Origin of the sequence: Pseudomonas sp. NPDC089534 (genome assembly GCF_044749305.1) — a bacterium.
Classification (GTDB): Bacteria; Pseudomonadota; Gammaproteobacteria; order Pseudomonadales; family Pseudomonadaceae; genus Aquipseudomonas; species Aquipseudomonas ekonensis.
In genome coordinates this window covers 20,967-42,955 of the sequence record NZ_JBIVHR010000002.1, presented here as the reverse complement: position 1 = coordinate 42,955, position 21,989 = coordinate 20,967, and the positions used below count along the sequence as shown (strand labels likewise).

Genomic DNA, 21,989 nt, shown 5'->3' with positions numbered 1-21,989 from the left:
CTTTGAGGCGATAATCTGTAGAGTCCGACAAGGAAGGTGAAAAGATGAAGTGGTGTCGTGCCGGTATTGCGTGGCTGTGTTTACTTATATTGAGCGCTTGTACGTCAGTACCTGAAACTTCCTGTCACATAGGGAATTGTCAGCAACTTGACGCCAACAACTCCGAGTTGAACGTCTGGTGGTCCCCGGCACTGCGTGACGGCGGTGGCCAATACAGTACGGTGTCTCTGAATGACTGAAACGATTCTTCAAAGCACCGATCAGCAGGACTTCCTCCAGCGCATCGCCCAGAAGCGGGCAAGCGTCTGGCAATGGGCTCCCGGCGTCGAATTCGTCTGTCGCCAGGAGAGCCTGGGCTGGGGCGTCTCCCTGAACATCCAGCGTCAGGCCCAGCGTCCGGACCTGTTTTCCGAGACCCTCAAGCGGCGGTTCGACAATGTCGAATCCTATGAGGGTTACTACATATGTCTCGATAGCCAGCACACTTTCGTGGTCTGGCATGAACTGCACAACGATGATCAGGGCGAACAACTACAGGCATTACTCGGACAACTCCTGTCGTTGGCCGGATTGAAGCACTGAATCCGGAATATTTGTTCCGCCTGGAACTTTTCGCCATTGTTTTTCCACTCAAGTTGCGAACCGGCCAGCCCCGGCCCATTCAACTTAAGAGGAGAAACAAATGGCGAACACCACACCGGTCATCCAGCGTTTCATCGCCCATCTGGCCGATCAGTTGGGCACCCCGCTGACATGGCAGAACGGCGTCTGCGCGCTGTACGACAGCGAACAGGCCCAGGCCGCCGTCATCGAATCGCCCGAACACAGCGAAAACGTGATCATCCACTGCCGGCTCGGCGCCTTGCGGCCAGGCCCGGACAACCTGCAGCGCCTGTTGGCCATGAACTTCGACATCGCGGCCCTGCGCGGCTGCTGGCTGGCCCTGGACAAGGGCGATGTGCGGCTGTGCACCCAGCGCGAACTGGCCCGGCTGGACGAAGACAGCTTCAGCGACGTGGTCGGCGGCTTCGTCGCCCAGGTGCGCGAAACCCGCTCCGGACTGGGCCGGGCCCTGCACTGAAACACCCGGACAAATAAAAAACGGGCGCATGCTTCATGCGCCCGTTTCTTTTTGTGTGCCCTGCGGCGCGGCTTACGCCGTGCGTGCGAGGCGTGCCCGGTCGAACTCCAGATAGAGCAGGGTGCGCGGCACGTCGCTGGCGTTGACCACGAAATGGTCCAGCGAGCCGTCGAACACCGCCGCCGCGCCGCAACGGTGCCGATGGAATTCGCCGGCCACGTTCAGGTAAGCGTCGTTGCGTTCGTGCGCGGCATCGAGGGTCAAGTGCATCTGCAACAGGCCTTCGGCGCGGATCTCCGGGTGCCGGTGGCGAGGCAGGAACGCCTGGGGCGCCAGCCGCGCAAGGGCCGCGACCTTGAGCCCGCCGACCTCGCCGAGCAGGGCCAGGGTCTGGGGCAGCGCCGCCACCGCCGGGGCGATGGGCACATCCTGAAACAGCAGCGGGTATTGCACCCAGTCGCGGTTGCCGCCGGCCTCGCCCCAGCCCTTGAGCCAGCCGTAGGCGCCGCCCTGTCGCAGATGGGCGCTGACTTCGTCGTGCACCGCGTGGTGGGGCTTGTCGGTGCGGTCGATGTCCAGCAGCGGCGCGTGCAGCGCCAGCAGTTCCTGGCGCATCTCTGTCCAGCGGGCGGCGAGGGCGGCCAGGGCAGGGAAGGTGTCGAGCGGGTAAAAGGCAGGATCCATGTGAACTCCTTGAAGGGATGAAGGCCCCGTCCGGGCGGGCGGGGCCGGTTGGACGGGCGTCAGCCCTTGAGTTGCAGGCCCTCCTGTTTCAGCGCCCCGACCGCCGTCTTCAGCGCACCGCCCGGCTCGGCGGCCATGCCGTCGAGGGTGTAGCTCTTGGGCGTGTCCTGATCCTGGCCGTAGCTGAAGTTGATCTTGCCCAGGGCCTTGCTGACGTTGAGCGAGGCGCTGCTGCTGTAGCTCAGCACCGGCAGCGGCGAGGTGAAGCTTTCCGGCTGGTTGACGCTCTGGGACACGGTGATCGCCTTGATCCGCATGTTGTCGCGATCCGACAGCAGCCCCGCCAGTTCCTTCTGCGACAAGGTGCCGTCGCGGCTGCCCTGGTCGATGCGGTCCTGCACCGCGTCCTTGAGCTCCAGCCGCACCCGGGCCTGGGTGCCGGGCGTGGCCTGGAGCTGCTTGACCAGCGCCTTGAGGTCCGGATCGCGCTCGATCAGCGCGGTGATGCGTTCGGCGTTGCTCGGCGAGTGGTGCGGATTGAGCCGCGCCATGACGCTGGCCACCGCGCTTTTGCCGTTCATGCGCGACAGGTTGGTGTAGGTGCTCTCGAACCGGCCGCTGTCGAGCAGGCTGTGCTTGGCATCGGCGGCCTGCTGCTGGACACCGGCGCGGGTGAGGGCGCGCAGGGCGGCGTATTGCTCGTCGTTGTCCTTCGGCTTGCCGGCGAAGTGCGCCTCCAGGGTTTGCAGGTGTTGCTTGAGCCGCTGCGACGCATCGACGCCTTCGCCCTGCGCGTCGCCGGCGTCGGCCAATTGGCTCAGCACCCGCTGCGATTCAGGATCCTTGAACGCCTTGCCCAGGCTCTTGCCGAGCTTGTCCAGGTTCTCGGCGGTCAGCGGTTCGGCCTCCTTGAAGTTGAACTTGATGCGCTTGGTGGTCTTGTTGTCCACCGAGGCCGAGCCCGAAATGCCGAACGGGGCGGTGATGCCTTGGTTGGCGGGCGTCGCGGCGTCCGAGGCCGGGGTGTTGCTGCCGGCGACCTGCGCACGGGCGAAGGCCGACACGCCGAAGTTGTTGAGCAGGCGCGGCCGGTTGCGGCTGCTTTCCTGCAGTTCGCCCTTGTTGCTGTGCTGTTCCAGCGAGTAGTTGCCGTAGTTCAGCAGGTTGACGCTGACCGTGCCGCCGATGCCCACCCGCGCCGCCGACGACAGCGGCGTACTGTCCTTGTCGGTCAGGCCGAACCCCACACGGAACTCCGCCGTGCCGCTGGCGTTGAGGTCGAAGTTGAAGCGCAGGCTCTTCTGGGCTTCGTGGTCGACGCCTTTCTTCATCAGCTCCAGCGGGTTGAGCTTGCCGGCGACGAGGTTGTCGATGAACGGGTCGATCTCTTCGTCGGGCAGGGTGAACACCACGCCGTCGCGCCAGGTGCTGGTGGCGGTGCCGGTGACGTCGGCCGACAGACGCAGGGCCGGGGTCATCTGGCGGTCGTTGCCGATGTCGACCTTGGTGTACTTGTCGGCGTTTTCGCCCCGGAAGAACCCCGGCCACAGGTCCTTGCCGCCGCCGACGCCACCGCTGGCCGTGCCCGCGCCTTCGCGTTGCAGGTAGACGGTCACGCCTTTTTCGCCGCGCTCGGCGCTGAAGAGGTAGTTGCGCCCGCCGCTGACGGCACCGCTGGGCCACGGCCCCAGGCCCTTGTTGGCCAGGGCCACGAACGGCGTGCTCACGCTCACGCCGTAGCCGCGCTGCAAGGCGATCTCGTCGTCGGCGTGATGCAGTTGCTTCATCGCGGCCTTGAGCTTCTCCGCCATTTCCGGTTGGGTCTTGCTGCCGGTGGCCGCGCGCAGGGTGACGCTGGTGGCGTGGTCTTCCTTCTTGAAACCGTTGAGGAAGGCCTTGATGCCGTCGTAGGCGCCTTCGAGGCTGGCATGGTCGACGAAGCCCATGTCGGTGATCTGCTTGAGCGGATGTTCGCCGTATTTCTTGTCCTTCAGTTCGCTCAGGCTTTTCTTCAGCGCGTCCGCCCCGGCACCGGCGTCGGTCGCGTGGGAGAGCGCCTCGGCGCTCTTGAGCACCTGGTCGAGTTCCTCCAGCGTGCCCACGTCGAGCGCCAGGCGCGCCTTGACCAGGCCAAGGCTGTCGCTGGCGTCGCGCTGCTGGCCGAGCGGGATGTCGGCCTTCTGGTGGGACACCCGCAACCCGTTGTTGCGCAGATCCGTGAGCAGGGCGCCGGTGCGGTTCTCTGCCGAGGGCGGCAGATGCGCCAGGGCACCGTTCAGTTCCTTGATGAAGTCGTGGCCGGAGCTGGCGAAGTTGAAGTTCTGCGAAAGCCGGTCCAGCTTCAGGCTCAGCTGACTGCGCTTGGAGGGCGCCGCCAGATCACCGTGGACGTTGAGCAAGCCTTCCTTCTGCTGCAGCAGCTTGGACCTGCCGGCATGCCGGCCCAGGTGCTGGGTGGCGCGCAGGCTGTTGTCCTCAAGCTCCTTGCGAAACGCCTCCAGCGCCTCGACCAGCCCGGTGCCCTGCAAGCCGGGCCGGGAGCCGAGCGCGGCGATGCGCGATTGCAAGTCTTGGCCTGCGCCGGTCTGCGGCGGTTTCGCGCTCAGCAGTTCCAGCCGCTTGAACTCACGGCCTTCGGAGGCATAGAGCGGCCGCAGGCCTTCACGGCCCTGATAGCGGTGCTGGAGGTGATAGCCGACGTTCTTCATCGGCCGCGGCACTTCCAGGGTCGGCTTGAAGATGTGGGCACGGAAGAAGTCGCCGACGCTGGCGCGGTTGTCCGTTTCGATCCCGCCGCGGCCCAGCAGGTTGCCGGTGAACTTGGCGGTCATGCCGGTGCCGGGGATCTTGGCGGTCTTGACGCTGTCCTTGAGCCGGCCGAACAGGTCGTTCAGCGCGTTGTGGTCGGCCGGACGCGGCGTCAGCGGTTGCCACGCCTGGCCCTTGAGCTGCACCTGCGCGTTGTCCTCACTGCCGTGAACGGTGGCGCTCAGGCGGTTGTCGTCGGCGGTGCGGATGCTGGCCAGCGTCCGTCCCTCGGGCAGCGGCACGGGTTTCCAGCGGGCCTCGGGGCGCGGATTGTCCGGCGGCGCCTGCCAATCGTCCTTGGCCAGGGTGAACAGTTTGCCCTCGGTGGTCAGCGCGTGCAGGTTGTGGTTTTCGTCCAGGGCCAGGGAGGCGACCGAGCCTTCCAGGTCGAGACGGCTCAGTTCGCTGGTTTCGCCGTTCTTGTGGTGGGCGGTGAAACGGTCGTTGTCGTCCAGCGCCACGAACTGCTTGTCGTTGAGCATGGCGAACGCGGTGATGTGGCGGTCGGTCAGGCCCGGCAGCGGGTCGCCCAGGGCCACGTCGGTGGTGCGCGACGGCCGGTTGAGGGCGTGGCCGTCGCTGACCGCCACCGACTCGAACTTGGGGCTCACGTCCAGCTTGTGCAGCTTGCCGTCCTGCACCAGATACGCCTTGCTGTCGATGCCCCGCTGCATCTGCGAGACATCCTTGATGCCGGTGTCTTTCCAGTCCTGGCTGGTGGAGTCCCAGCTCTGCACCCGGCCGTCGCTCAGGCCGACGCGCCCCGAGCGGTCCAGGTCGAACGTGGCGGCCGGCGTCGGCGCCTGCGAGCCGGGCAGGCCGCGGCGGTTGTCCAGCACCAGCGCGTCGCTGAGGTTCCAGCCGTGCTCAAGGGCAGGATGCGCTTCGTCCAGCGGATGGGAGTGGCTGTGCCCGGCCTTGTCGCCGACCAGCACGTTCAGGTTGCCGTCGTCGCCATGGAGAAAACCGGCGGCCTGTCGGGTTCCGCCCAGCGGTTCGCCCGGCGGCTGGAAGCGCAGGTCCGGCTGGAGCTTGAGGGTGGTCGCGTCGTCGTCGATCTCTCCGCGCCCGACGCTGTACAGGCGGCCTTCGGTGTCGCTGATGAACAGTCGGTCCTCTGTCAGGCCGATGTGCTTGGGTTCGGCCGAGCCGCCGTTCAGCTCCAGGGTCATGGACTTGGCGGTTTGGTCCGAGAGTTGCGTGAACTGCAGGGTCTGGCTCCTTTCGCCGCTCAGGCTGGCGGCGATGCCCTCGTTGTTCACGGAGAAAGCCTTGAGATCCGCCACCGTGAGCGGTGCGGCATCGTGATCGGTCAGGTCCACCAGGTTGTCGCCGCTCTGGCCGTAGAGCTTGCCGTCGCCCTGGCTGGAGAGGTGGCTGAACGTCGCCGGTTCGGCCTCGGTTTCCGGCTGCCGCCAGGTGGCGCTGGCCCGGTCGAGTTCATACAGTTTGCCGTCGTGCAGGCGCAGCGTCTGGCCTGCGCTGTCCTCGTGGATGCCGGTCAGATGCCCCATCTGCGCGCGCCCGAGGGTGGGCAGCGGCGTGCCTGCGCCGACCTTGGCGGCGTTGCCTTCGAACGTCAGGGGCGGCGCCGTCGACGCCGACGGCTTGTCCGTCACCGGCCCTTCGGCCTGGCTGCTGCGCAGCGCTACCAGCGCCGTCGGGGTCTGTTTGACGTGCAGCAGGTGGCCTTGGGGATCCAGCAGCAGATGCTCCTGACCGTTGCCGGCGCTGTGCTGCGCCTGATAGCGCTGGCCGGACTGGCCCAGCGCGCTCTGCAGCAGGTCGCCGACCGTCGACGGCTGGAAGTGCTGGAACTGGGGCTTGCCCTTGGCGTCCAGGCGGATGCCTGCCGACGGCGGCTCGGGCGTGGCCTGGCGTTGGATGCGTTCGCTTTGGCTGTCGAAGCGCCCGGCGTTGCTGCGGCTCAGGCGCGGGGTCGAGCCGGACGCCTCGGCGGCTTCGCTGTGGTGTTCCTGGAGTTCGATCGTCTCGCCTTGCTGAGCCGGTGCCGTTCCCGGCGCCGCGCTGCGCATCGGGGCTGCGCCGGCGGTTTGGCCGCCGGGCGCGGCCGTGTTCTGGCTGCGTCCCCAAGGGCGCGGCATGGCCCGCAGGTCCTGGGTCAGTTGGCCGAGGTTGCGCATCAGCCGCTGGCCCATGTGGCGCAGCGAATGGGTGCTGCGTTGGGTCGGTTCCTGCGGGCGCTGCTCCAGCCCCAGGGGGTTGTGCCCGGTGCGGGCGGCGACCGGGCTGGTGACCGCGGTGAAGTTGGCGTGAACCGGTGACTGCATGCTGTTCTCCGTGTCATGGACTGACAGGGCGAGTTCGTTAGGCTCGCCGAGGGCGTTCAGGAATGATTCCTTTGCCCTGAGTGGCAGCGGTCGCGGCCTGGTTCCAGCACCGGGGCGTCAGTACGGCACGCCGGGCATCTCGATCAGTTCGCCGTGGGCGGCGTCGTCCAGTTCGCGCAGCAGGCGATAGACCTGGGCCACCGCCTGCAACGTCTCGCGCGGGACGAAATGGCCCACCTCGCTGCGGTACAGCGTGCGCGCCAGCCAGACGAAGCGGATCACCGGCACGCCGGCCTGGCGGGCGCGCTCGATCAAGGCCCGGGCCTCGGCGTCGTGCCCTTTGCAGACGATCCGCGGCAACGGCGTCTGCTGCGGGCGGTAGAACAGCGCGACGGCGTAGTGGGTCGGGTTGACCAGCAGCAGGTCGGCGTCCTCTACCGGCGCCTTGGCCGGCGCGGCGCCCGCCGGCTGCTGGGTGAGTTCGCGGGCCAGGGACTTGCGGTGGGACTTCATGTGCGGGTCGCCCTCCATCTCCTTGTATTCCTTGCGCACGTCCTCGTGGCTCATGCGCTGGCCCTTGATGAAGAAATACTTCTGCAAGGCGAAGTCGGCCACCGCCAGCACCAGCAGCACGCCCAGGCAGGTGCGCGACAGCCGGCTGAACAGGGCGATCATCGCTTGCCAATACGTGTCCAGGTCGGTGTTGGCCAAGCCGATCAGGTCGTTCAGGGCCGGCGGCAGCACCCAGTACAGCACCGCGCCGATCAGCAGGGCCTTGCACAGGCTGTTGAGCAGGTTGAACAGTTGGCGCGAGGAGAACATCTGCTTGAACTGGTTCAGCGGGTTGAGCCGTTCGAAGTCCAGCTTCAGGGTCTCGGGCGCGAACAGGGGGCCGAACTGCACCCAGCCGCCGGCCAGGCGCATGGCCACGGCGATGCCCAGCACCGGCAGCATGAACAGCAGCAGATCCCAGCCGGCCTTGGTCAGCACCTCGCCGACGGCCGCGCCGAAGGGCCGGTCCAGTTGGCGCAGCGGCAGCATCACCAGGCCTTCGAGCTTGCCGATGCCGCCGCCGGCCAGGCCGAGGATCAGCTCCAGCAGCGCCGCGAAGATCAGCAGCTTGGGCACGTCCTGGCTCTGGCCGACCTGGCCTTTCTTGCGGGCGTCGGCGAGTTTCTTCTGGGTGGGCTGTTCGGTCTTTTCGCTCACGGGCGGTGCTCGTCAGGTTTCAGGGCGCAGGTGTCAGGGGCAGCCGTCAGGGGGCAGGGCGCAGCAGCAAGGGCAACAGGTGCCTGAGGTCGGCCAGCTCCGCCAGCCGGCCGTTGCCCAGCCAGCACAGCATCGGCAGATAGAGCACCAAAAAGCCCAGGCCGATCAGGCTCTTGGCCGGCATCGCCAGGGTCGAGACCTGCAACTGCGGGCTGTACAGGCTGAGGATCGCCATGCCGAACTCGATCAGCAGCAACAGGCCCACCAGCGGCGCGGCGAACAGCACCATGAAGCGGAAGGTGCTGGCCAGCAGCTTGAGGTACAGGCCCCAGCCGTCCACGGCGGGCATCGGCAGCCACTGGCTGGCGGGCCACAGGCCGTAGCTGTCCCAGATCACCTGGGTGAGGCTGGCGTAGCCGCCGCCCAGGATCAGCAACAGGATCAGCACCTGCTTGAACATGTGCCCCAGCTCCGAGGTGTTGTCCCCCAGCGCCGGGTTGATCTGCCCGCCGATCAGGGCGCCGCGCTGGTTGTCGAACAGACAGCCGACCGACTCGAACAGCCAGAACGGCATCGCCAGCAACAGCCCCAGCAGCAGGCCGATCAGGCTTTCCTTGAGCATCAGCCCGCTCAGGTCGAGCCAGCCGAGGTCGCGCCCGGCCAGGCTTGCGCGGATCGCCGGCATCGGCACCAGGGCCAGCGCCAGGACGATCGCGTGGCGCAGTGCGCCCTTGATTTCCCGGAAGGCGAACGCCGGTATCAGAAACAGGCACGGGTACAGGCGCGCCATGCCGACGGTCAGGGCAATGATCGATTCGCTGATGTCGTCGAAGGCCGGCTGGAACATCTCAGGCCCTCGTCTGCGGGATCATGGCGAAGGCCAGTTGCGCCAACTGGATCAGCTCCACGCCGATCCAGCGCCCGGTCAGCGCCAGGGCGATGCCCACGGCCACCAGTTTCACGGCGAACGGCAGGGTCTGGTCCTGCAACTGCATCACCGCCTGCAGCAGCGAGGTCAGCACGCCGACGATCACCGCCACGATCAGCGGCGGCGCCGACAGCACCACCACCAGCAGCATGGCCTGCTTGAACAGGGTCAAGGTTTCCATGGCGTCCTCACAGGTAGCTGTAGAACAGGCCGTCGAGCAGCCGCGTCCAGCCGTCCACCAGCACGAACAGCAGGATCTTGAGCGGCAGCGAGATGGTCATCGGCGCCACCATCTGCATGCCCAGGGCCAGCAGGATGTTGGAGACGATCAGGTCGATGACGATGAAGGGCACGTAGATCAGAAAGCCGATCTGGAAGCCCGCCTGCAACTCCGAGAGCACGAAGGCTGGGATGACCAGCAGCAAGTCGTCGCGGCTGGCCTTGGCCGCCATCGCCGCCGGCCACATGCGCTGGGTGTTTTCCAGCAGGTGGGTCTGGATGTCCGGGTCGACGTTGCGCGACATGAACTTGCGCAACGGTTCGGCCACCTGGCCGGCGGCGCTTTCCATCGCGGGGTAGTCGGCCATGCGTTGGGGCAACTGTTTGAAGCGCTGGCCCATATCGCTGAACACCGGGGCCATGATGAACAGCGTCGCCGCCAACGCGATGCCGTACAGCGCCATGTTCGGCGGCGCCTGCTGGACGCCGATGGCGTTGCGGGTGATCAGCAGCACCATGGAGATCTTCAGGAACGCGGTGCAGATCATCATCAGCAGGGGCACCAGCGACAGCGCCCCGAGAAACAGCGCGAGCGTCAGCGGATCGACATCCTGCAGGTTCACGGGCGCGGCTCCAGACGGGTGATCTGCAGGCCCAGCCGGCCGTCGATGTCCACCAGGTCGCCGTGGGCCAGCGCGCGTTCGCCCTGGAACAGGCTGGCCTGGCCCGGTGCGCAGCCGCCGAAGGCCAGCACCGAACCGACGCTCAGGTGACGCAACTGGCCCAGGCTCAGGCTCACGCTGCCGGCGCGCAGGGTCAGGGCCAGCGGCAGGTCGTCGAAACGGCCCGGGTCGGTCGGCGCGTCGAAGGATTCGGACGCGGCGTACAGCGGCTCGCTGTCGGCCAGGGCGAAAGCGTCAAGGGAGGCGTTCATGGGCAGGTCTTCCAGTTCAGTGAGGGTAAAACGCAGGTCCGTTGCAGGCAGGAGCCGCAGGTGCAGGCGACAGGCGCCGAGTTGCAGGTGGCCGAGGCCTTCGGGGGTGAACAGCGGCTGTTCGGCGAGCAGCACATCGCCCGTCCGCAGGCTGGCCAGGTCCGCGGCGCTCAGCGTGCAGCGGCCCAGCGCCAGGGGGATGCGCAGCGGCCAATCCGGCGCTGTGTCATGGCTCGACGGCTTTTGCCAGGGGGCGCCCCGGATCAGGTTCAGCAGCGTGGCGGCGGGTATCCGCGCACGGCAGACGAGGGCGGCTGCGCTGTCCTCGTGCAGTCCCAGCAGGCAATCGATGCCCGCCTCCGGCAGGGCCGCCACCGCCCGCAACGGACTGAGCAGCGGCTGGAGTTCGGTGGCCAGGTAATGGTTGTACAGCGGCCAGTACCAGTCGTTGTCGTCCGAGGCCGGTTGCGCCGGATCCAGGATCGCCGGGCATTGCGACAGCCGGCTGAGCAGCGGCTGGGCATCGTCCAGCCACAGCCGCCCGCAGGCGGTTTCGAGGGCATTGCCCGGTGCCCGGACGAAGGGCTCGGGGGCCAGGCGCAGGGTCAACGCGGCGGAGTGCGGCGCGGCGAGCCGCAGGTCCAGGCCGGCGCCCAATTGCAGGCGGGCCTGGGCATCGGCGGCGGGCAGGCTGCGCAGGCGCAGGGCTTGGGCCGGCATGTCAGCGCGCCTCGCTGTGCAGGGTCAGACGCACGGCGCGGCCCAGTTGGCGGCCGAGCCAGTCGGCGCTGGCCTGGCGGCGGGCGTCGCAATAGCGCCGGGCGCTGTCCTTGGCGAAGCCCAGGGCGATCTCCAGCGCGGCGCCCTGTTGGGTGATCCGCGCCGACACCGTGCCGAGGGTCGGCATGTGCAGCTGGACTTCGAGCGGTCCTGCGTCGAGCGCTTCGAGCCGTTCTTCCAGGCGCGCCAGCAGCGTTTGCCAAAGGCCCGCCGACGGTCCGGGGGGCAGGGGCGCGCCGGCGGACCGCTCCGGATCCTGGCCGGAGGGCTGGCGGTCGCCGCCGCTGAAGTCCGCCACCGCGCCTTGGCCGATGTCCGCCGGACCTGGGCCGTCAACGCCTGCCAGCAGTTGTTCGAAGCGGTCGCCGTCGTCGTGGGTTTCGCCGCGCAGTTCACGGGAGGCGCCGTGCCGGGCCGGCCAGGCGCCGGTCGCTTGCGTCTCCTGGCGCGCACGGGGCGGTTCCGGTGGCCGGGGCGGCGGCTTGAGCAGGGCGGGACGTGCGCTCATGAGGCCTCCCGGGACAGGTCGCGCAGGCAGTCGAGCTTTTCCAGGTCGCGCTGGCGTCGGCGCACCTGTTGGCGGCTGTCGTCGATCCAGTGCTGCTGTTGCCGATGCTCTTCCTGCAAGGCCCTGTAGTGCTGCTCGAAGCGCTCGATGCGGCGGATCGCCTGCTGCTCGCCGGCCAGCCAACGGTTCATTTCGTGCAGCGGCAGGCGGCGGTGGCTGTGCTGCTCGCGTTGCTCCTGGCGCTCCTGTTGCTGGCTTTGGCGCAGCTGTTGCAGCTCGTCGGCCATTTGCGTCAGGCGCGTCTGCAACGCCGCCAGCACGTCGCGCTGACGGCGCCAGGCCTGTTCGGCCATGGCCAGCCGGTGGCGGCGGATCGGGCCCAGCAGGTCGAGGGTCGGCAGCAGCGCGTCGTCGGCGGGCGACAGGGCGTCGGAATCAGAGTGGGACATCGGCGGTCACCTGCAAGAGATGGTCGAGGGTGTCGTCGAGCGACACGGGTTCGCGCAGCGACTGCTGCAGAAAGGCGTCGATCCGCGCCCGTGAGTCCACGGCGCAATCGGTCAACGGGTCGTTGCCCGGCTGGTATTCGCCCAGCTTGAGGAGCATCTCCACTTGCTGGTAGGCCGCCATCAGCCGGCGCAACTGTGTGGCGCCGTGCAGCTGTTCGGTTCCCGTGACGTTGCCCATCGTCCGGCTCAGGCTGGCGAGCACGTCCACCGCCGGGTAGTGCCCGCGCTCGGCCAGGCGCCGGGACAGCACGATGTGGCCGTCCAGCAGCGAGCGCACCTCGTCGGCCACCGGGTCGTTCATCGAGTCCTGTTCGATCAGCACCGAGTACAGCGCGGTGATCGCCCCGTCGCCGGTGCGTCCGGCCCGTTCCACCAGACGCGGCAGCAGGCTGTAGACCGAGGGCGGCAGGCCGCCGCGCCCGGCCGGTTCGCCGCTGGCCAGGCCGATCTCGCGCTGGGCCCGGGCGAAGCGGGTCAGCGAGTCGATGATCAGCAGCGTCGAGCGGCCCTGTGCGCGGAACCCTTCGGCGATGGCGGTGGCGGTGAAGGCGGCGCGGGCCCGCTCCATGCTGCTGCGGTCCGAGGTGGCGCAGACCAGCACGGTGCGGCGGCGCAGTTCGTCGTCCAGTTCATGGTCGAGGAATTCGCGCAGCTCGCGGCCCCGTTCGCCGATCAGGCCGAACACGATGGCCTGGCACGGCGTGTTGCGCGCCAGTTCGGCGAGCAGGGTGGTCTTGCCGCAGCCGGCCCCGGCGAACACCCCGACGCGCTGGCCTTCGCCCAGGGTCAGCAGGCCGTCGATGGCGCGCAGTCCGGTGGGCAGCGGGGCCTCGATGCGCGGCCGTTCGGTGGCCGCCGGGGCATCGCGGATCACCGGCAGGGCGCCGGGCGTGCCGGCCGGGGCGAAGGCTTCCGGGCCTTCGCCGCCGAGGGCGCGGCCGAAGCCGTCGAGCACGGTGCCGAGCAGCCGGTCGCTGACCACCAGGCCATGGGGCTGGAACAGCGGTGTGACCGGCGCACCGACGGCAATGCCGTCCAGCGGGCCGAGGGCCGCCAGCAGGGTGTGGTCGCGGTCGAAACCGACGATCTCGGCCATCACCTCGCCGCCGTCGGCCCGGCGGATCCGGCACAGGTCGCCGATCCGTGCGCGGGGCATGCGGCTGTGCAGCAAGATGCCGCTGACCCCGACGATGCGTCCGCGGATCTCCACCGCCGCGCAGTGCCCGAGGCGGGCCTGGTGCTGGCCTTGCCACTGGGCCAGGCGTTCGAGAGCGGCCTGCATCACCAGCTCAGCTCGACGCGTTGGTCGCTTTCGAACACCACGGTGTGGTCGCTGATGTCCACCAGCCGCACCCCGGCGACCTCGTCACCGAGGAACAGCCGGCGGCCGTCGCTGGTCAGCACGCTGGGCAAGCGCGCGTTGCTGATCTGCACCACGGTGAACGGCAAGACATCGGTGGCCGGGGGCAGGGCGCTCTGCACCGGCAGCGGGCTGCGGTACTGCTGCTCGAAGCGCAGCAGCATGCGTTCGGTGGATTGCAGCAGGTCGTCCTCTTCGAAACGGCCCTTGAGCAGCACCTTGCCCTGTTCCTCGACGATGCTGATGCGGCTTTGCAGCTCCCGTTCCTTGAGCATGTCCTCCAGCACTCCGCGCACGGCGGCGGCATCCTTGAGCGGCGTGCGGGCCGGGGCGACCGGCACCGGCGGCACCGGGTCCTCGGCGCTGAGCCCCCAGATCAACGCCCCGAGAAACAGCGCCAACGCGCCCAGCAACAGCAGCGGCCCGAGCAGCGGACGGGGCTGCACCACCGCCTGCGGCCGGGGCGCGTCATCCGGTTCGGCGTTCAGCGGCAAGGCTTCGGGCGCGAAGGCGTCGGCGACGGGGTCCTCGTCCTCGGGCCATTCGGTGTTGGCGCTGACCACCGACAGCCAGACGCCGTTGAGCGAGAAGGGCGTGCCCGGCTCCAGGGTGTCGATGGCGTCGACCTTGTGCCCTTCGCTGTCGGTCACCGCGCCGTCCTTGCGCGCCAGCGACCAGGTGTCGTCCACCAGCCGCAGCAGGCAATGGCGGTCCTTGATGCCGGGATCGTAGAGCGCAAGGTCGGCGCCGTTGGAGGAGCCGATGCTCCACTCGTCGCCGGTCAGCGGCAGGGCCGCGCCACGGTGCAGGCCCGTGAGCACGCGCAGTTCATAGAGCATCTGGGGTTTCATGGTCGCACTCCGTCAGGCCAGCATGGCCTGTGCCTCTTGCAGATCGATACGCCCCAGCACCTGCACCTGCACGCTGGACAGCAGCTCGGCGAAGGACAGCACCGGGACGTGGTTGAATTCGTCGTTGAGCAAACCGTGCAGCGGGCTGCGCAGGTCCTGGGCCACCAGCAGCACCGGGGCCGGCCGCGCCCGCAGCGGGAACGCGTCGCGCAGTTGCTCCAGCAGGGCGCCGCCGAGTTCGGGCTCCAGGGCGAAATAGGCTTCGTTCTGGCTCTGGCGCAGGGCGTCGCGCAGCAGCACTTCGGTCTCGGGGTTCAGCAGCCAGGCGTTCAGCGCGCCCTGGTCGGCGTGCTGATGGCAGATCTGCGCCTTGAGGGCGATGCGCACATAGTCGGTGAGGGCGCTCAGGTCGCGTTCGTGCTGGCCCTGTTCGATCAGGGTCTCGGCGATCGGCCGCACCGCACGCAGCGACACCAGTTCCGCCGACAGCCGTTGCAGCACCGCCGCGAAGCGGGCCAGCGGCAGGGTGCGTTGCAGCTCCTGGGCCAGTTCCGGCTGTTCGCTCTCCAGCCAGCCGAGGATCGCCTTGCTTTCCTGCAAGCCGATGAAGCGCGGGCCGGTGGCCTGGAAGGCGCGGCCCATGCGCTCCAGGATCAGTTCCTCGGCGCTCGCCGGCTCCACGCTGGTCATGCGCAGCAGCGTGTGTTCCGGTTCGAGCCAGACCCACTGGCTCTCGTCGCGCTCCGCCGACCCGCGTTCGCCGTCATGCAGCTCGCCCACCTGATGCAGCGGTACCGCCACCCGGCGGCTGTCGAAGGTGGCGCGGATCAGCGGAACCTCGTAGACGCAGAAGCAGAATTCGTCCTCGGCGCAGCGCTCGGTGAACTCCAGCTCGAACGACGGCAGGGTCAGGCCGAACCGGTGCACCAGGGTATTGCGCCGCTGGCGGATGCCGGACACCAGCCGCTCGACGTCGGCGCTGCCCTGGTGAGCGGGGTGGAATTGCAGCAGGTAAGGGCGCGAGGGGTTGAAGCGGCGGATGTCTTCGCGGCCGTTGAGCTCGGGCGCAGCGTTGCGGGCGGCGCCGGCATGTTCCTGCAACAGTTGCCGGCGGCGGATGCGCCACAGCTGGAGCAGCCCGCCGGACAGGCACACCAGGCTGATGCTGACGAACACCAGGCCCGGCATGCCGGGGATGGCCGCGAAACCGAGCATGCCGATGGAGGAAAACACCCAGGCCTTGGGCTGGCTGGTCAGTTGCTCGGCGATCTCGTGGCCGATGTTGGCGTCGCCGGCCTGACTGTCCGGCGCCACGCGGGTGATGATCATGCCGGCGGTGAGGGAAATCAGCAGCGCCGGAATCTGCGCGATCAGGCCGTCGCCGATGGTCAGCACCGAATACAGGTGCATGGCGTCGGCGGCTTCCATGCCGTTCTGCAGGACGCCGATGGAGAACCCGCCGATCAGGTTGATGAACACGATCACCAGGCCGGCGATGGCGTCGCCCTTGACGAACTTCATGGCCCCGTCCATGGCGCCGAACAGCTGGCTTTCCTTGGACAGCTGCTCGCGCCGCTGGCGCGCCTCGCGGACGCTGATCAGGTTGGCCCGCAGGTCGCTGTCGATGGACATCTGCTTGCCGGGCATGGCGTCCAGGGTGAAGCGCGCCGCCACTTCGGCCACCCGTTCCGACCCCTTGGTGATCACCAGGAAGTTGACGATGGTCAGGATCAGGAAGATCACCAGGCCCACCGCCAGGTTGCCGCCGACCACGAAGCTGCCGAACGCCTCGACGATGTGCCCGGCGTCCTGCTGCAGCAGGATCAGGCGGGTGGTGGCGATCGACAGCGACAGGCGGAACATGGTGGTCAGCAGCAGCACCGCCGGAAACGTGGAAAACGCCAGGGGCCTTGGCAGGTACATGGCCAGCACGATCAGCAGCGAGGAAATGCAGATGTTCAGGGCGATCAGCACGTCCACCAGCGGCGTGGGCAACGGCAGGATCATCATGAACACGATGGCCATGACCATCACCGCGCCGACGATCTCGGTGCGCCGCATCACCGCCAGCGCCAGGCGGTTGAGGCTTTGGATCAGTCGGTTCATCGCGGGCTCCGGCCGTCGTCGAGGCCCAGGGCCTGACGCTCCTGGCGGGCCATCTCATCCATCAGGCCTTGCAGCAGGCGCAGGCCGTTCTGGCGGGTCTTGAGGTCTTTCCACAGCACCAGCGGCAGTTGTTGCAGCAACGGGTACAGGGCGTTGAAGAACCACGCCTGACGGTCGGAGGCCGGCCCCAGCGTGTCATCGCCCAGCAGCGTCAGGTCTCGGGCGAAGAAGCCGTTGCCGCAAAAACGCAGCAGCCGCTTGCTCATGCCCAGCGAGGTCATGCCGCCGTGCCGCTGGCCCAGGCGCTCCAGCAGCGCCTGGCAGGCCTGGAGCAGGCTGTTGAGCCGTCCGCAGGAGCCGAGCCCGCGCAGCATCGAGCCCAGCACGCCGCCGGGCAGCGACGGCGACAGGGCGGCGATGTCGTCGGCCAGCGCCCGCTGCAAGGTGCGCAGGCCCCGGCCGAACTGCTCTTCGCTGAACTGTTCGAGCAGCCCTTCGAGCAGGTTGGCCAGCGGCTGCTGGCCGACGATGGCCTTGTAGTAGAGCTGGCGCATGGCGGCGCGCTGCTGCGGGTCGCGGGTGAACAGGGCGATGGCGCCGGCGGTGTTGAACCCGGCGCGGATCCGGTCGCCGTGCAGCTGGCGCAACTCGTCGATCAGGCTGCGGGTGGCCTGCGCATCGGTTTCCCGGCCTTCCTGCAAGGACAGGCGCAAGGCCTGCTGCAACAGGATGTCGGCCCGCGCCGGATCCTGCTCGGCCAGCCCCAGTGCGGTCTGCAGCGACGGTTGCTGCTGCAGTTGCATCTGCATGCGCCGGGCCTGCTGTTCCAGGCTCGGTTGGTCGCCGTGATCGAGCAGGCGGTAGAGCTCGGCCAGCTTCTCGATGCGCTCGACCCGTTGGCCCCGCGTCGATTCGCTGATCAGGCGTTCGTCCAGACTCTTGCTGTGCCGCTCGACGCTTTCGCTGAACTTGAGCGCCACTTCCTCCATGGAGTCGATCAGCGGGTTCTTCGCCGTGGCCGCCGCCGTGTCGGCGGGGAAGGGAAACCGGCCCGGCAGGTCCAGGGGCAGGACGTCGTTGTAGCTGTTGATTTTCATGGAGGCGCGCTTTCCACCGCAGTGCAGGTGAGCTCTGAGTGGCGCGCGGCGGCATCCGGTTCCCTGGGTGTTCCCTGGCCTGAAAACGGCGTGCAAGAACTGGCACGGGGATTTTCCCGAAAGTGCAACAAGTTGCCCGAATCGGCGGTTCCAGAAATTTAAGTCCTTGTGAATCAAGAACTTGAAAAATCGTCGAGGTTGGTACGTTCGCTGCTCTCTGTCTCTCCCGCCACTGTCGGCATAGCGTGAGACATGAGGGATCAAGCGTGGATTCGAATACCGTTCAAACGGACATGAAAGTGATTGGCGCGATCAAGCTGGACCTGGGAGGCCTGGCTCGCAGCAGCGAAAGGAAACTGCGCTGCTTCATCAATAAGCGGGTGTTCAACCAGGCCGATGTCGATGACCTGATGCAAATGACTTACCTGGAGGCCTGGCGCAACCAGCACAAGTTCGCCGGCGCGTCCCGGCCGGAGACCTGGCTGTTCGGCATCGCCTCCAACCTGGTCAGCAACCATTTCAAGAGCCTGTACAGCCGCCCGCAATGCGCGGTGCTGGAAGAGTCGGGCATCGAAAGCCTGGAGCACGGGCACGACCCCAGCCACGTCAGCGAACACCAGCGCCTGCTCAGCCGCGCGGTGGAGGCCATCGACGGGCTGTCGGTGGACATGCGCGCTGTGATCGATCTGCTGGTGGATTCCGACATCAGCTACCAGGACGCCGCCGTGCAGCTGGGGGTGCCCATCGGCACCGTGCGCTCGCGCCTGGCCCGGGCCCGCGGCCAACTGAAGATGAGCGTCTTTGCAGAGGAGGCCGGCGCATGAACGGTTTCAACCGCCGGGCATTGCCCGCGACCCTGCCGCGCGGCGTGCGCGAGTCCTGCGACGCCGACCTGCCGGCGATGATGGAGATCTTCAACGAAACCGCCGGCACCGGCGCCAACTCGCCGGTGACCCGGCCGATGACGCTGGAGGAGGTGACGTTCTACATCAACCTCTACAAGCGCGACGGGCTGCCGGTGTACGTGCTCGAACGCGGCGGCGAGGTGGTGGGCTGGCTGTCGATCAACCGCTTCAGCTGGGGCACCCAGGCCTGCCGCCACACCGGCGAGACCGCGATCTACGTGCGGGCCGACCGCCACGGCAGCGGCATCGGCGTGCGTTTGGGCCATGCGACGGTGATCCTCGGCCGCCAGTTCGGCCTGGAGACCCTGGTGGCGTGGATCATGGCGGCCAACCGGCCCAGCCAGCAGATCGTGCAGTCCATCGGCGCGGTGCTCTGGGCCCGCCTGCCGAACATCGCACGCTTCGGCGAGGAACGGGCCGACGTGCTGCTGTACGGCCTGCCGCTGTACGAAGGCTTGCCCCAGCGACCCGACGACCACCCGCCCGGCGCCTGACGCCGCCACCGGGCCGGCCGTTCACGGCGGTGGACGGCGGCCTGCTTGCCGATCGACCAGGCAGGGGGCCAACACCCCCTGCAACCAATCCACGAACACCTCCAACACCCCCGAACGCTGCTGCCGGTGCGGATAGAGCAGGGTGGCCGGCAACGGCGCCGGGCGCGCGTCCGTCAGCACTTCGCACAGGTCGCCGGCATCGAGCAGGTGCTGCACGTCGTAGCGCGGAATCTGAATCAGCCCCAAGCCTGCGCGGCAGCAGGCGATGTAGCTTTCGGCATTGTTGACCGTCACCTGGCTGGGCAGCGTGAGCGTGTGTGCCTGGCCTTGGGCGTCGACATGTTCCCAGGGCATTTCCCGGCCGGAGAGCGGCGAGGCATAGCCGATCATCCGGTGCCCCTGCGTCAGGTCGTCGACGCTTTCGGGCGTGCCGTGGCGGTGCAGGTAGTCGGGGCTCGCGCAGTTGATCAGTTCGATCATCCCCAGCGGACGGGCCGCCAGGCTGCTGTCGGTCAGCGGGCCGACCCGCAGCACGCAATCGATGCCTTCGCGCACCAGGTCCACGGCGCGGTCGCTGGAACCGAGCAGCAACTGAAGGTCGGGATAGTCGCCGAGCAGCTGCGGCAGCGCCGGCGCCACCACGCGGCGGGCGATGCGGCTGGGCAGATCGACGTGCAGGCGCCCTTTGACCTGACGCTGCTGATCCTTGAACAGCCGGTCGATGGCCTCGGCGCTGGCCAGCAGTTCCACGGCCCGCTCGAAGAGTTGCGTGCCGGCGGCGGTCAACTGCACGTTGCGGGTGGTGCGGTGCAGCAGGCGGGCGCCGAGTTCGCTTTCCAGCCGCTGCACGGCGGCGGAGACGGTCGCCCGGGGCAGCTCCAGCAGGTTGGCGGCCTTGATGAAGCTGCCCATTTCCGCCACGCGGACGAAGATCCTGTAGCGCTCAAGCTTGTCCATACCCTGTCGTTCCTGGGGTGGCGGTGCTGCCGAGTATAGGGCGGCCAGAAAAGAAAAAGGCCCGGCGCAGATCGCGCCGGGCCCGGGAACGGGGTTACTTGGTGGTATAGCCGCCGTTGATCAGGATCGTCTGGCCGGTGATCCACCAGCCGTCGCTGACCAGGTGGCGGATGAAGGGCACGACGTCGCCGATGTCGGTCAGGCCGGTGCTGGAGAGGGCCGACAGCGCGGCGGCGGTCTTGTGGTAGGCCACCGCGTCGGCGCCTTCGGCGGGGTAGAAGAACGGTGTGTCCATCGGCCCCGGTCCCACGGCGGTCACTGAAATCCCGCGTTCGCCGAACTCCTTGGCGGCGGCGCGGGTGAAGTGCTCCACCGGTGCCTTGGTGCCGGCGTAGGCCGCATAGAACGGCGTGAACGCCCCCAGCAACGAGGTGACGAGGGTGCAGACCTTGCCGTTGTCGTTGAGCTGGCGGCCGGCCTCGCGCAGGAAGAAGAACGCCGACTTGGCGTTGACCGCCGCCATCTCGTCGTACTCGGCTTCGCTGATCTCGGTGATCGGTTTCTTCAGCACCTTGCCCACGGTGTTGATGGCGATGTCCGGCCGGCCGAAGGCGGCGACCACCTCGGCGAACAGGCTTTCCATGGCGGCGGCGCCGCTGAGGTCGGCCTGGATCGCCAGGGCTTGGGCGCCGGCGGCGCGGATGGCTTGCACGGTGTCTTCGGCGGCCGCGCGGCTGGCGTCGCTGTTGTAGTGGATGGCCACGGCACGGGCGCCGTGGGCGGCGAGGTCGCGGGCGAGCAGGCCGCCCAGGTTCTTGGCGCCGCCGGTGATCAGCACGACTTTGTCCTGGATGCTGTGGTTGGGCATGGGTGTTCTCCTGAGTGCTTGATTGAGAGCGCTCAGGATAGGGACGCCGGGAGGCCGGATCAGCGCCGCTTTTCTGGATGGTCCATCCAGGGATCGCGAACAATCACAGGCCGGGCTCGCTGTCGGCCGTTCCGGGGTTCAGCTCGTTCAGGTAGGCCTCGACCTCGGCGCCGAGCCAGTCGGAGAACGCCTGCTGCCGGGCCAGCGTGCGCTCGCGTGCAGGCAACACCCGCCAGTAGGGGAAGGGGTACGGCGCCGAGTATTCGCTCAGTTGAACCAGTTCGCCCCGGCGGATCGCGTCGTGCACCAGGCTGCGCCGTTCCAGCGCGATGCCCTGGCCCAGGCGCACCGCTTGCAGCACCAGGTTGGAATCGTTGCTGCACAGGCCCGAGCGCGGTACGTCGATGTCCAGGCCCGCCGCCTGGCACCAGGGCTGCCAGGATTCCATGTTGAAGATGATCCGGCTGCCGACGATCTCTTCGGGGGACCGCGGCAGGTCGCCGGCGTTGAAGTGCGGCGCCGCCACCACCACGGTTTCGTCGTGGAACAGCAGGTGGCTGTCCAGCCCCTCCCAGTCGCCCTTGCCCATGCGGATGCCGACGTGCACCGATTCCCGGTTCAGGTTCGACACCGCCAGGCTTGCTTGCAGGCGCACGCTGACGTGCGGGTGCGCCTGCCGAAAGCGCGGCAGGCGCGGCAACAGCCAATGGCAGCCGAACGACGGCACCACCGCCACCACCAGCTCGGAAGCCTTGGGCTGGGTCTTGATCAGCCGGGTGGCCTCGGCGATGCCGCCCAGGGACTCGCGGATCTGCAAGGCGTACAGGCGCCCGTCCTCGCTGACCCGCACGCCGCGGCCTTCACGCACCAGCAGGGTGGCGCCGAGCAGTTCCTCCAGCACTTTGATCTGTTGGCTGATCGCCGAATGGGTGACGTGCAGCTCCTTGGCGGCCGCCGTGACGCTGCCCAGCCGTGCGACCGCCTCGAAACTGCGCAGGCAGGTGATGGGTGGAATGTTCGACATGTCACTTTTTCTTACGCGTTTTGGTAATAAATACCGATGTTTTGGCGCAATCGGTTTCTCTATTGTTAGGGACAGTAAACCATCAGCCCAAAGGAGGCACAACGCTATGGAACGGCAATGGCTTCAGGTCGCATTGGCCAAATCTCAACTGCTCTCGGTGCAGGCCGACCGGGCGCTGTACACCCAGGCGGTCAGCGGCACGCACTGGATCAGCGCCGACGGCGTCGATTACCTGATCGGCCCCGGCGAACAATTGAAGCTCTCGGCCGGACTGGCCCTGATCGACGGCGAGGGCCTGCTGCAGCTGCGCTCGGCGGGGCGCCGGATCCATGGGCGCCCTTGGCGCTCGCGGCTACTGAAAATCAACGTCTACTAG

Annotated in this window: 21 protein-coding genes; 5 read left to right on the top strand and 16 right to left on the bottom strand. The window is 67.9% G+C overall.

The window, feature by feature from the left end:
* The first annotated feature begins 231 nt into the window (after positions 1–231).
* Both ACIP0B_RS00925 and ACIP0B_RS00920 read left to right on the top strand, forming a co-directional pair.
* The gene (locus ACIP0B_RS00925) at positions 232–582 is read left to right on the top strand and encodes a negative regulator of hrp expression HrpV (protein WP_400829008.1); all 351 of its coding nucleotides are present in this window, start codon (positions 232–234) and stop codon (positions 580–582) included.
* A 100-nt stretch (positions 583–682) separates the two neighbouring features.
* Positions 683–1,081, top strand: a complete 399-nt coding sequence (locus tag ACIP0B_RS00920; protein WP_400829006.1) for a type III secretion system chaperone — start codon at positions 683–685, stop codon at positions 1,079–1,081.
* A 72-nt stretch (positions 1,082–1,153) separates the two neighbouring features.
* Here the strand turns inward: ACIP0B_RS00920 and ACIP0B_RS00915 are convergent, their stop codons facing one another.
* The 13 genes from ACIP0B_RS00915 to sctW form a co-directional block, all read right to left on the bottom strand.
* The gene (locus tag ACIP0B_RS00915; protein WP_400829004.1) at positions 1,154–1,765 is read right to left on the bottom strand and encodes an aspartyl/asparaginyl beta-hydroxylase domain-containing protein; all 612 of its coding nucleotides are present in this window, start codon (positions 1,763–1,765) and stop codon (positions 1,154–1,156) included.
* A gap of 59 nt (positions 1,766–1,824) precedes the next feature.
* Positions 1,825–6,864: an AvrE-family type 3 secretion system effector gene (locus ACIP0B_RS00910; protein ID WP_400829002.1), complete on the bottom strand. Its 5,040-nt coding sequence runs from the start codon at positions 6,862–6,864 to the stop codon at positions 1,825–1,827.
* A gap of 117 nt (positions 6,865–6,981) precedes the next feature.
* Positions 6,982–8,073: a type III secretion system export apparatus subunit SctU gene (gene sctU, locus ACIP0B_RS00905; RefSeq protein WP_400829000.1), complete on the bottom strand. Its 1,092-nt coding sequence runs from the start codon at positions 8,071–8,073 to the stop codon at positions 6,982–6,984.
* Between the two features lie 46 nt (positions 8,074–8,119).
* The gene (gene sctT, locus ACIP0B_RS00900; protein ID WP_400828998.1) at positions 8,120–8,920 is read right to left on the bottom strand and encodes a type III secretion system export apparatus subunit SctT; all 801 of its coding nucleotides are present in this window, start codon (positions 8,918–8,920) and stop codon (positions 8,120–8,122) included.
* Position 8,921: 1 nt separating this feature from the next.
* On the bottom strand, positions 8,922–9,182 hold the full coding sequence (sctS, locus tag ACIP0B_RS00895) for a type III secretion system export apparatus subunit SctS (protein WP_085583685.1): 261 nt from the start codon (positions 9,180–9,182) through the stop codon (positions 8,922–8,924).
* 7 nt (positions 9,183–9,189) lie between these two features.
* Positions 9,190–9,843: a type III secretion system export apparatus subunit SctR gene (gene sctR / locus ACIP0B_RS00890; RefSeq protein WP_400828996.1), complete on the bottom strand. Its 654-nt coding sequence runs from the start codon at positions 9,841–9,843 to the stop codon at positions 9,190–9,192.
* Positions 9,840–10,874, bottom strand: a complete 1,035-nt coding sequence (locus ACIP0B_RS00885) for a FliM/FliN family flagellar motor switch protein (RefSeq protein ID WP_400828994.1) — start codon at positions 10,872–10,874, stop codon at positions 9,840–9,842. The genes sctR and ACIP0B_RS00885 overlap by 4 nt, the downstream gene beginning before the upstream one ends.
* A 1-nt stretch (position 10,875) precedes the next feature.
* The gene (locus ACIP0B_RS00880) at positions 10,876–11,442 is read right to left on the bottom strand and encodes a type III secretion system HrpP C-terminal domain-containing protein (protein WP_400828992.1); all 567 of its coding nucleotides are present in this window, start codon (positions 11,440–11,442) and stop codon (positions 10,876–10,878) included.
* A complete protein-coding gene (locus tag ACIP0B_RS00875; RefSeq protein WP_400828990.1) occupies positions 11,439–11,891 on the bottom strand; it encodes a type III secretion protein in 453 nt (150 codons plus the stop codon). The genes ACIP0B_RS00880 and ACIP0B_RS00875 overlap by 4 nt, the downstream gene beginning before the upstream one ends.
* Positions 11,878–13,233, bottom strand: coding sequence for a FliI/YscN family ATPase (locus tag ACIP0B_RS00870; protein WP_400828988.1), 1,356 nt, complete (start codon positions 13,231–13,233; stop codon positions 11,878–11,880). Before ACIP0B_RS00870 ends, ACIP0B_RS00875 begins: the two co-directional genes overlap by 14 nt.
* Positions 13,233–14,162, bottom strand: coding sequence for an FHA domain-containing protein (locus ACIP0B_RS00865; RefSeq protein ID WP_400828986.1), 930 nt, complete (start codon positions 14,160–14,162; stop codon positions 13,233–13,235). The genes ACIP0B_RS00870 and ACIP0B_RS00865 overlap by 1 nt, the downstream gene beginning before the upstream one ends.
* Before the next feature lie 12 nt (positions 14,163–14,174).
* Positions 14,175–16,268, bottom strand: coding sequence for a type III secretion system export apparatus subunit SctV (sctV, locus tag ACIP0B_RS00860; RefSeq protein WP_400828984.1), 2,094 nt, complete (start codon positions 16,266–16,268; stop codon positions 14,175–14,177).
* Positions 16,265–17,365, bottom strand: coding sequence for a type III secretion system gatekeeper subunit SctW (gene sctW / locus ACIP0B_RS00855; RefSeq protein WP_400828982.1), 1,101 nt, complete (start codon positions 17,363–17,365; stop codon positions 16,265–16,267). The genes sctV and sctW overlap by 4 nt, the downstream gene beginning before the upstream one ends.
* 293 nt (positions 17,366–17,658) lie before the next feature.
* On the opposite strand from sctW, the gene ACIP0B_RS00850 reads away from it, so the two are divergent.
* A complete protein-coding gene (locus tag ACIP0B_RS00850; RefSeq protein ID WP_225927243.1) occupies positions 17,659–18,189 on the top strand; it encodes an RNA polymerase sigma factor in 531 nt (176 codons plus the stop codon).
* The gene (locus ACIP0B_RS00845) at positions 18,186–18,764 is read left to right on the top strand and encodes a GNAT family N-acetyltransferase (RefSeq protein WP_085640779.1); all 579 of its coding nucleotides are present in this window, start codon (positions 18,186–18,188) and stop codon (positions 18,762–18,764) included. The genes ACIP0B_RS00850 and ACIP0B_RS00845 overlap by 4 nt, the downstream gene beginning before the upstream one ends.
* Before the next feature lie 21 nt (positions 18,765–18,785).
* On the opposite strand, the gene ACIP0B_RS00840 is transcribed toward ACIP0B_RS00845, so the two are convergent.
* From ACIP0B_RS00840 to ACIP0B_RS00830, 3 genes are all read right to left on the bottom strand, one after another.
* The gene (locus tag ACIP0B_RS00840) at positions 18,786–19,721 is read right to left on the bottom strand and encodes a LysR substrate-binding domain-containing protein (protein ID WP_400828979.1); all 936 of its coding nucleotides are present in this window, start codon (positions 19,719–19,721) and stop codon (positions 18,786–18,788) included.
* Positions 19,722–19,815: 94 nt separating this feature from the next.
* Entirely contained in the window at positions 19,816–20,589 is a 774-nt protein-coding gene (locus ACIP0B_RS00835; protein WP_400828977.1) for an SDR family oxidoreductase, read from the bottom strand.
* Between the two features lie 103 nt (positions 20,590–20,692).
* Positions 20,693–21,613, bottom strand: a complete 921-nt coding sequence (locus tag ACIP0B_RS00830; protein WP_400828976.1) for a LysR substrate-binding domain-containing protein — start codon at positions 21,611–21,613, stop codon at positions 20,693–20,695.
* 106 nt (positions 21,614–21,719) lie between these two features.
* Here ACIP0B_RS00830 and ACIP0B_RS00825 point away from each other — a divergent pair, with 106 nt between their 5' ends.
* A complete protein-coding gene (locus ACIP0B_RS00825) occupies positions 21,720–21,989 on the top strand; it encodes a hypothetical protein (RefSeq protein WP_085583656.1) in 270 nt (89 codons plus the stop codon).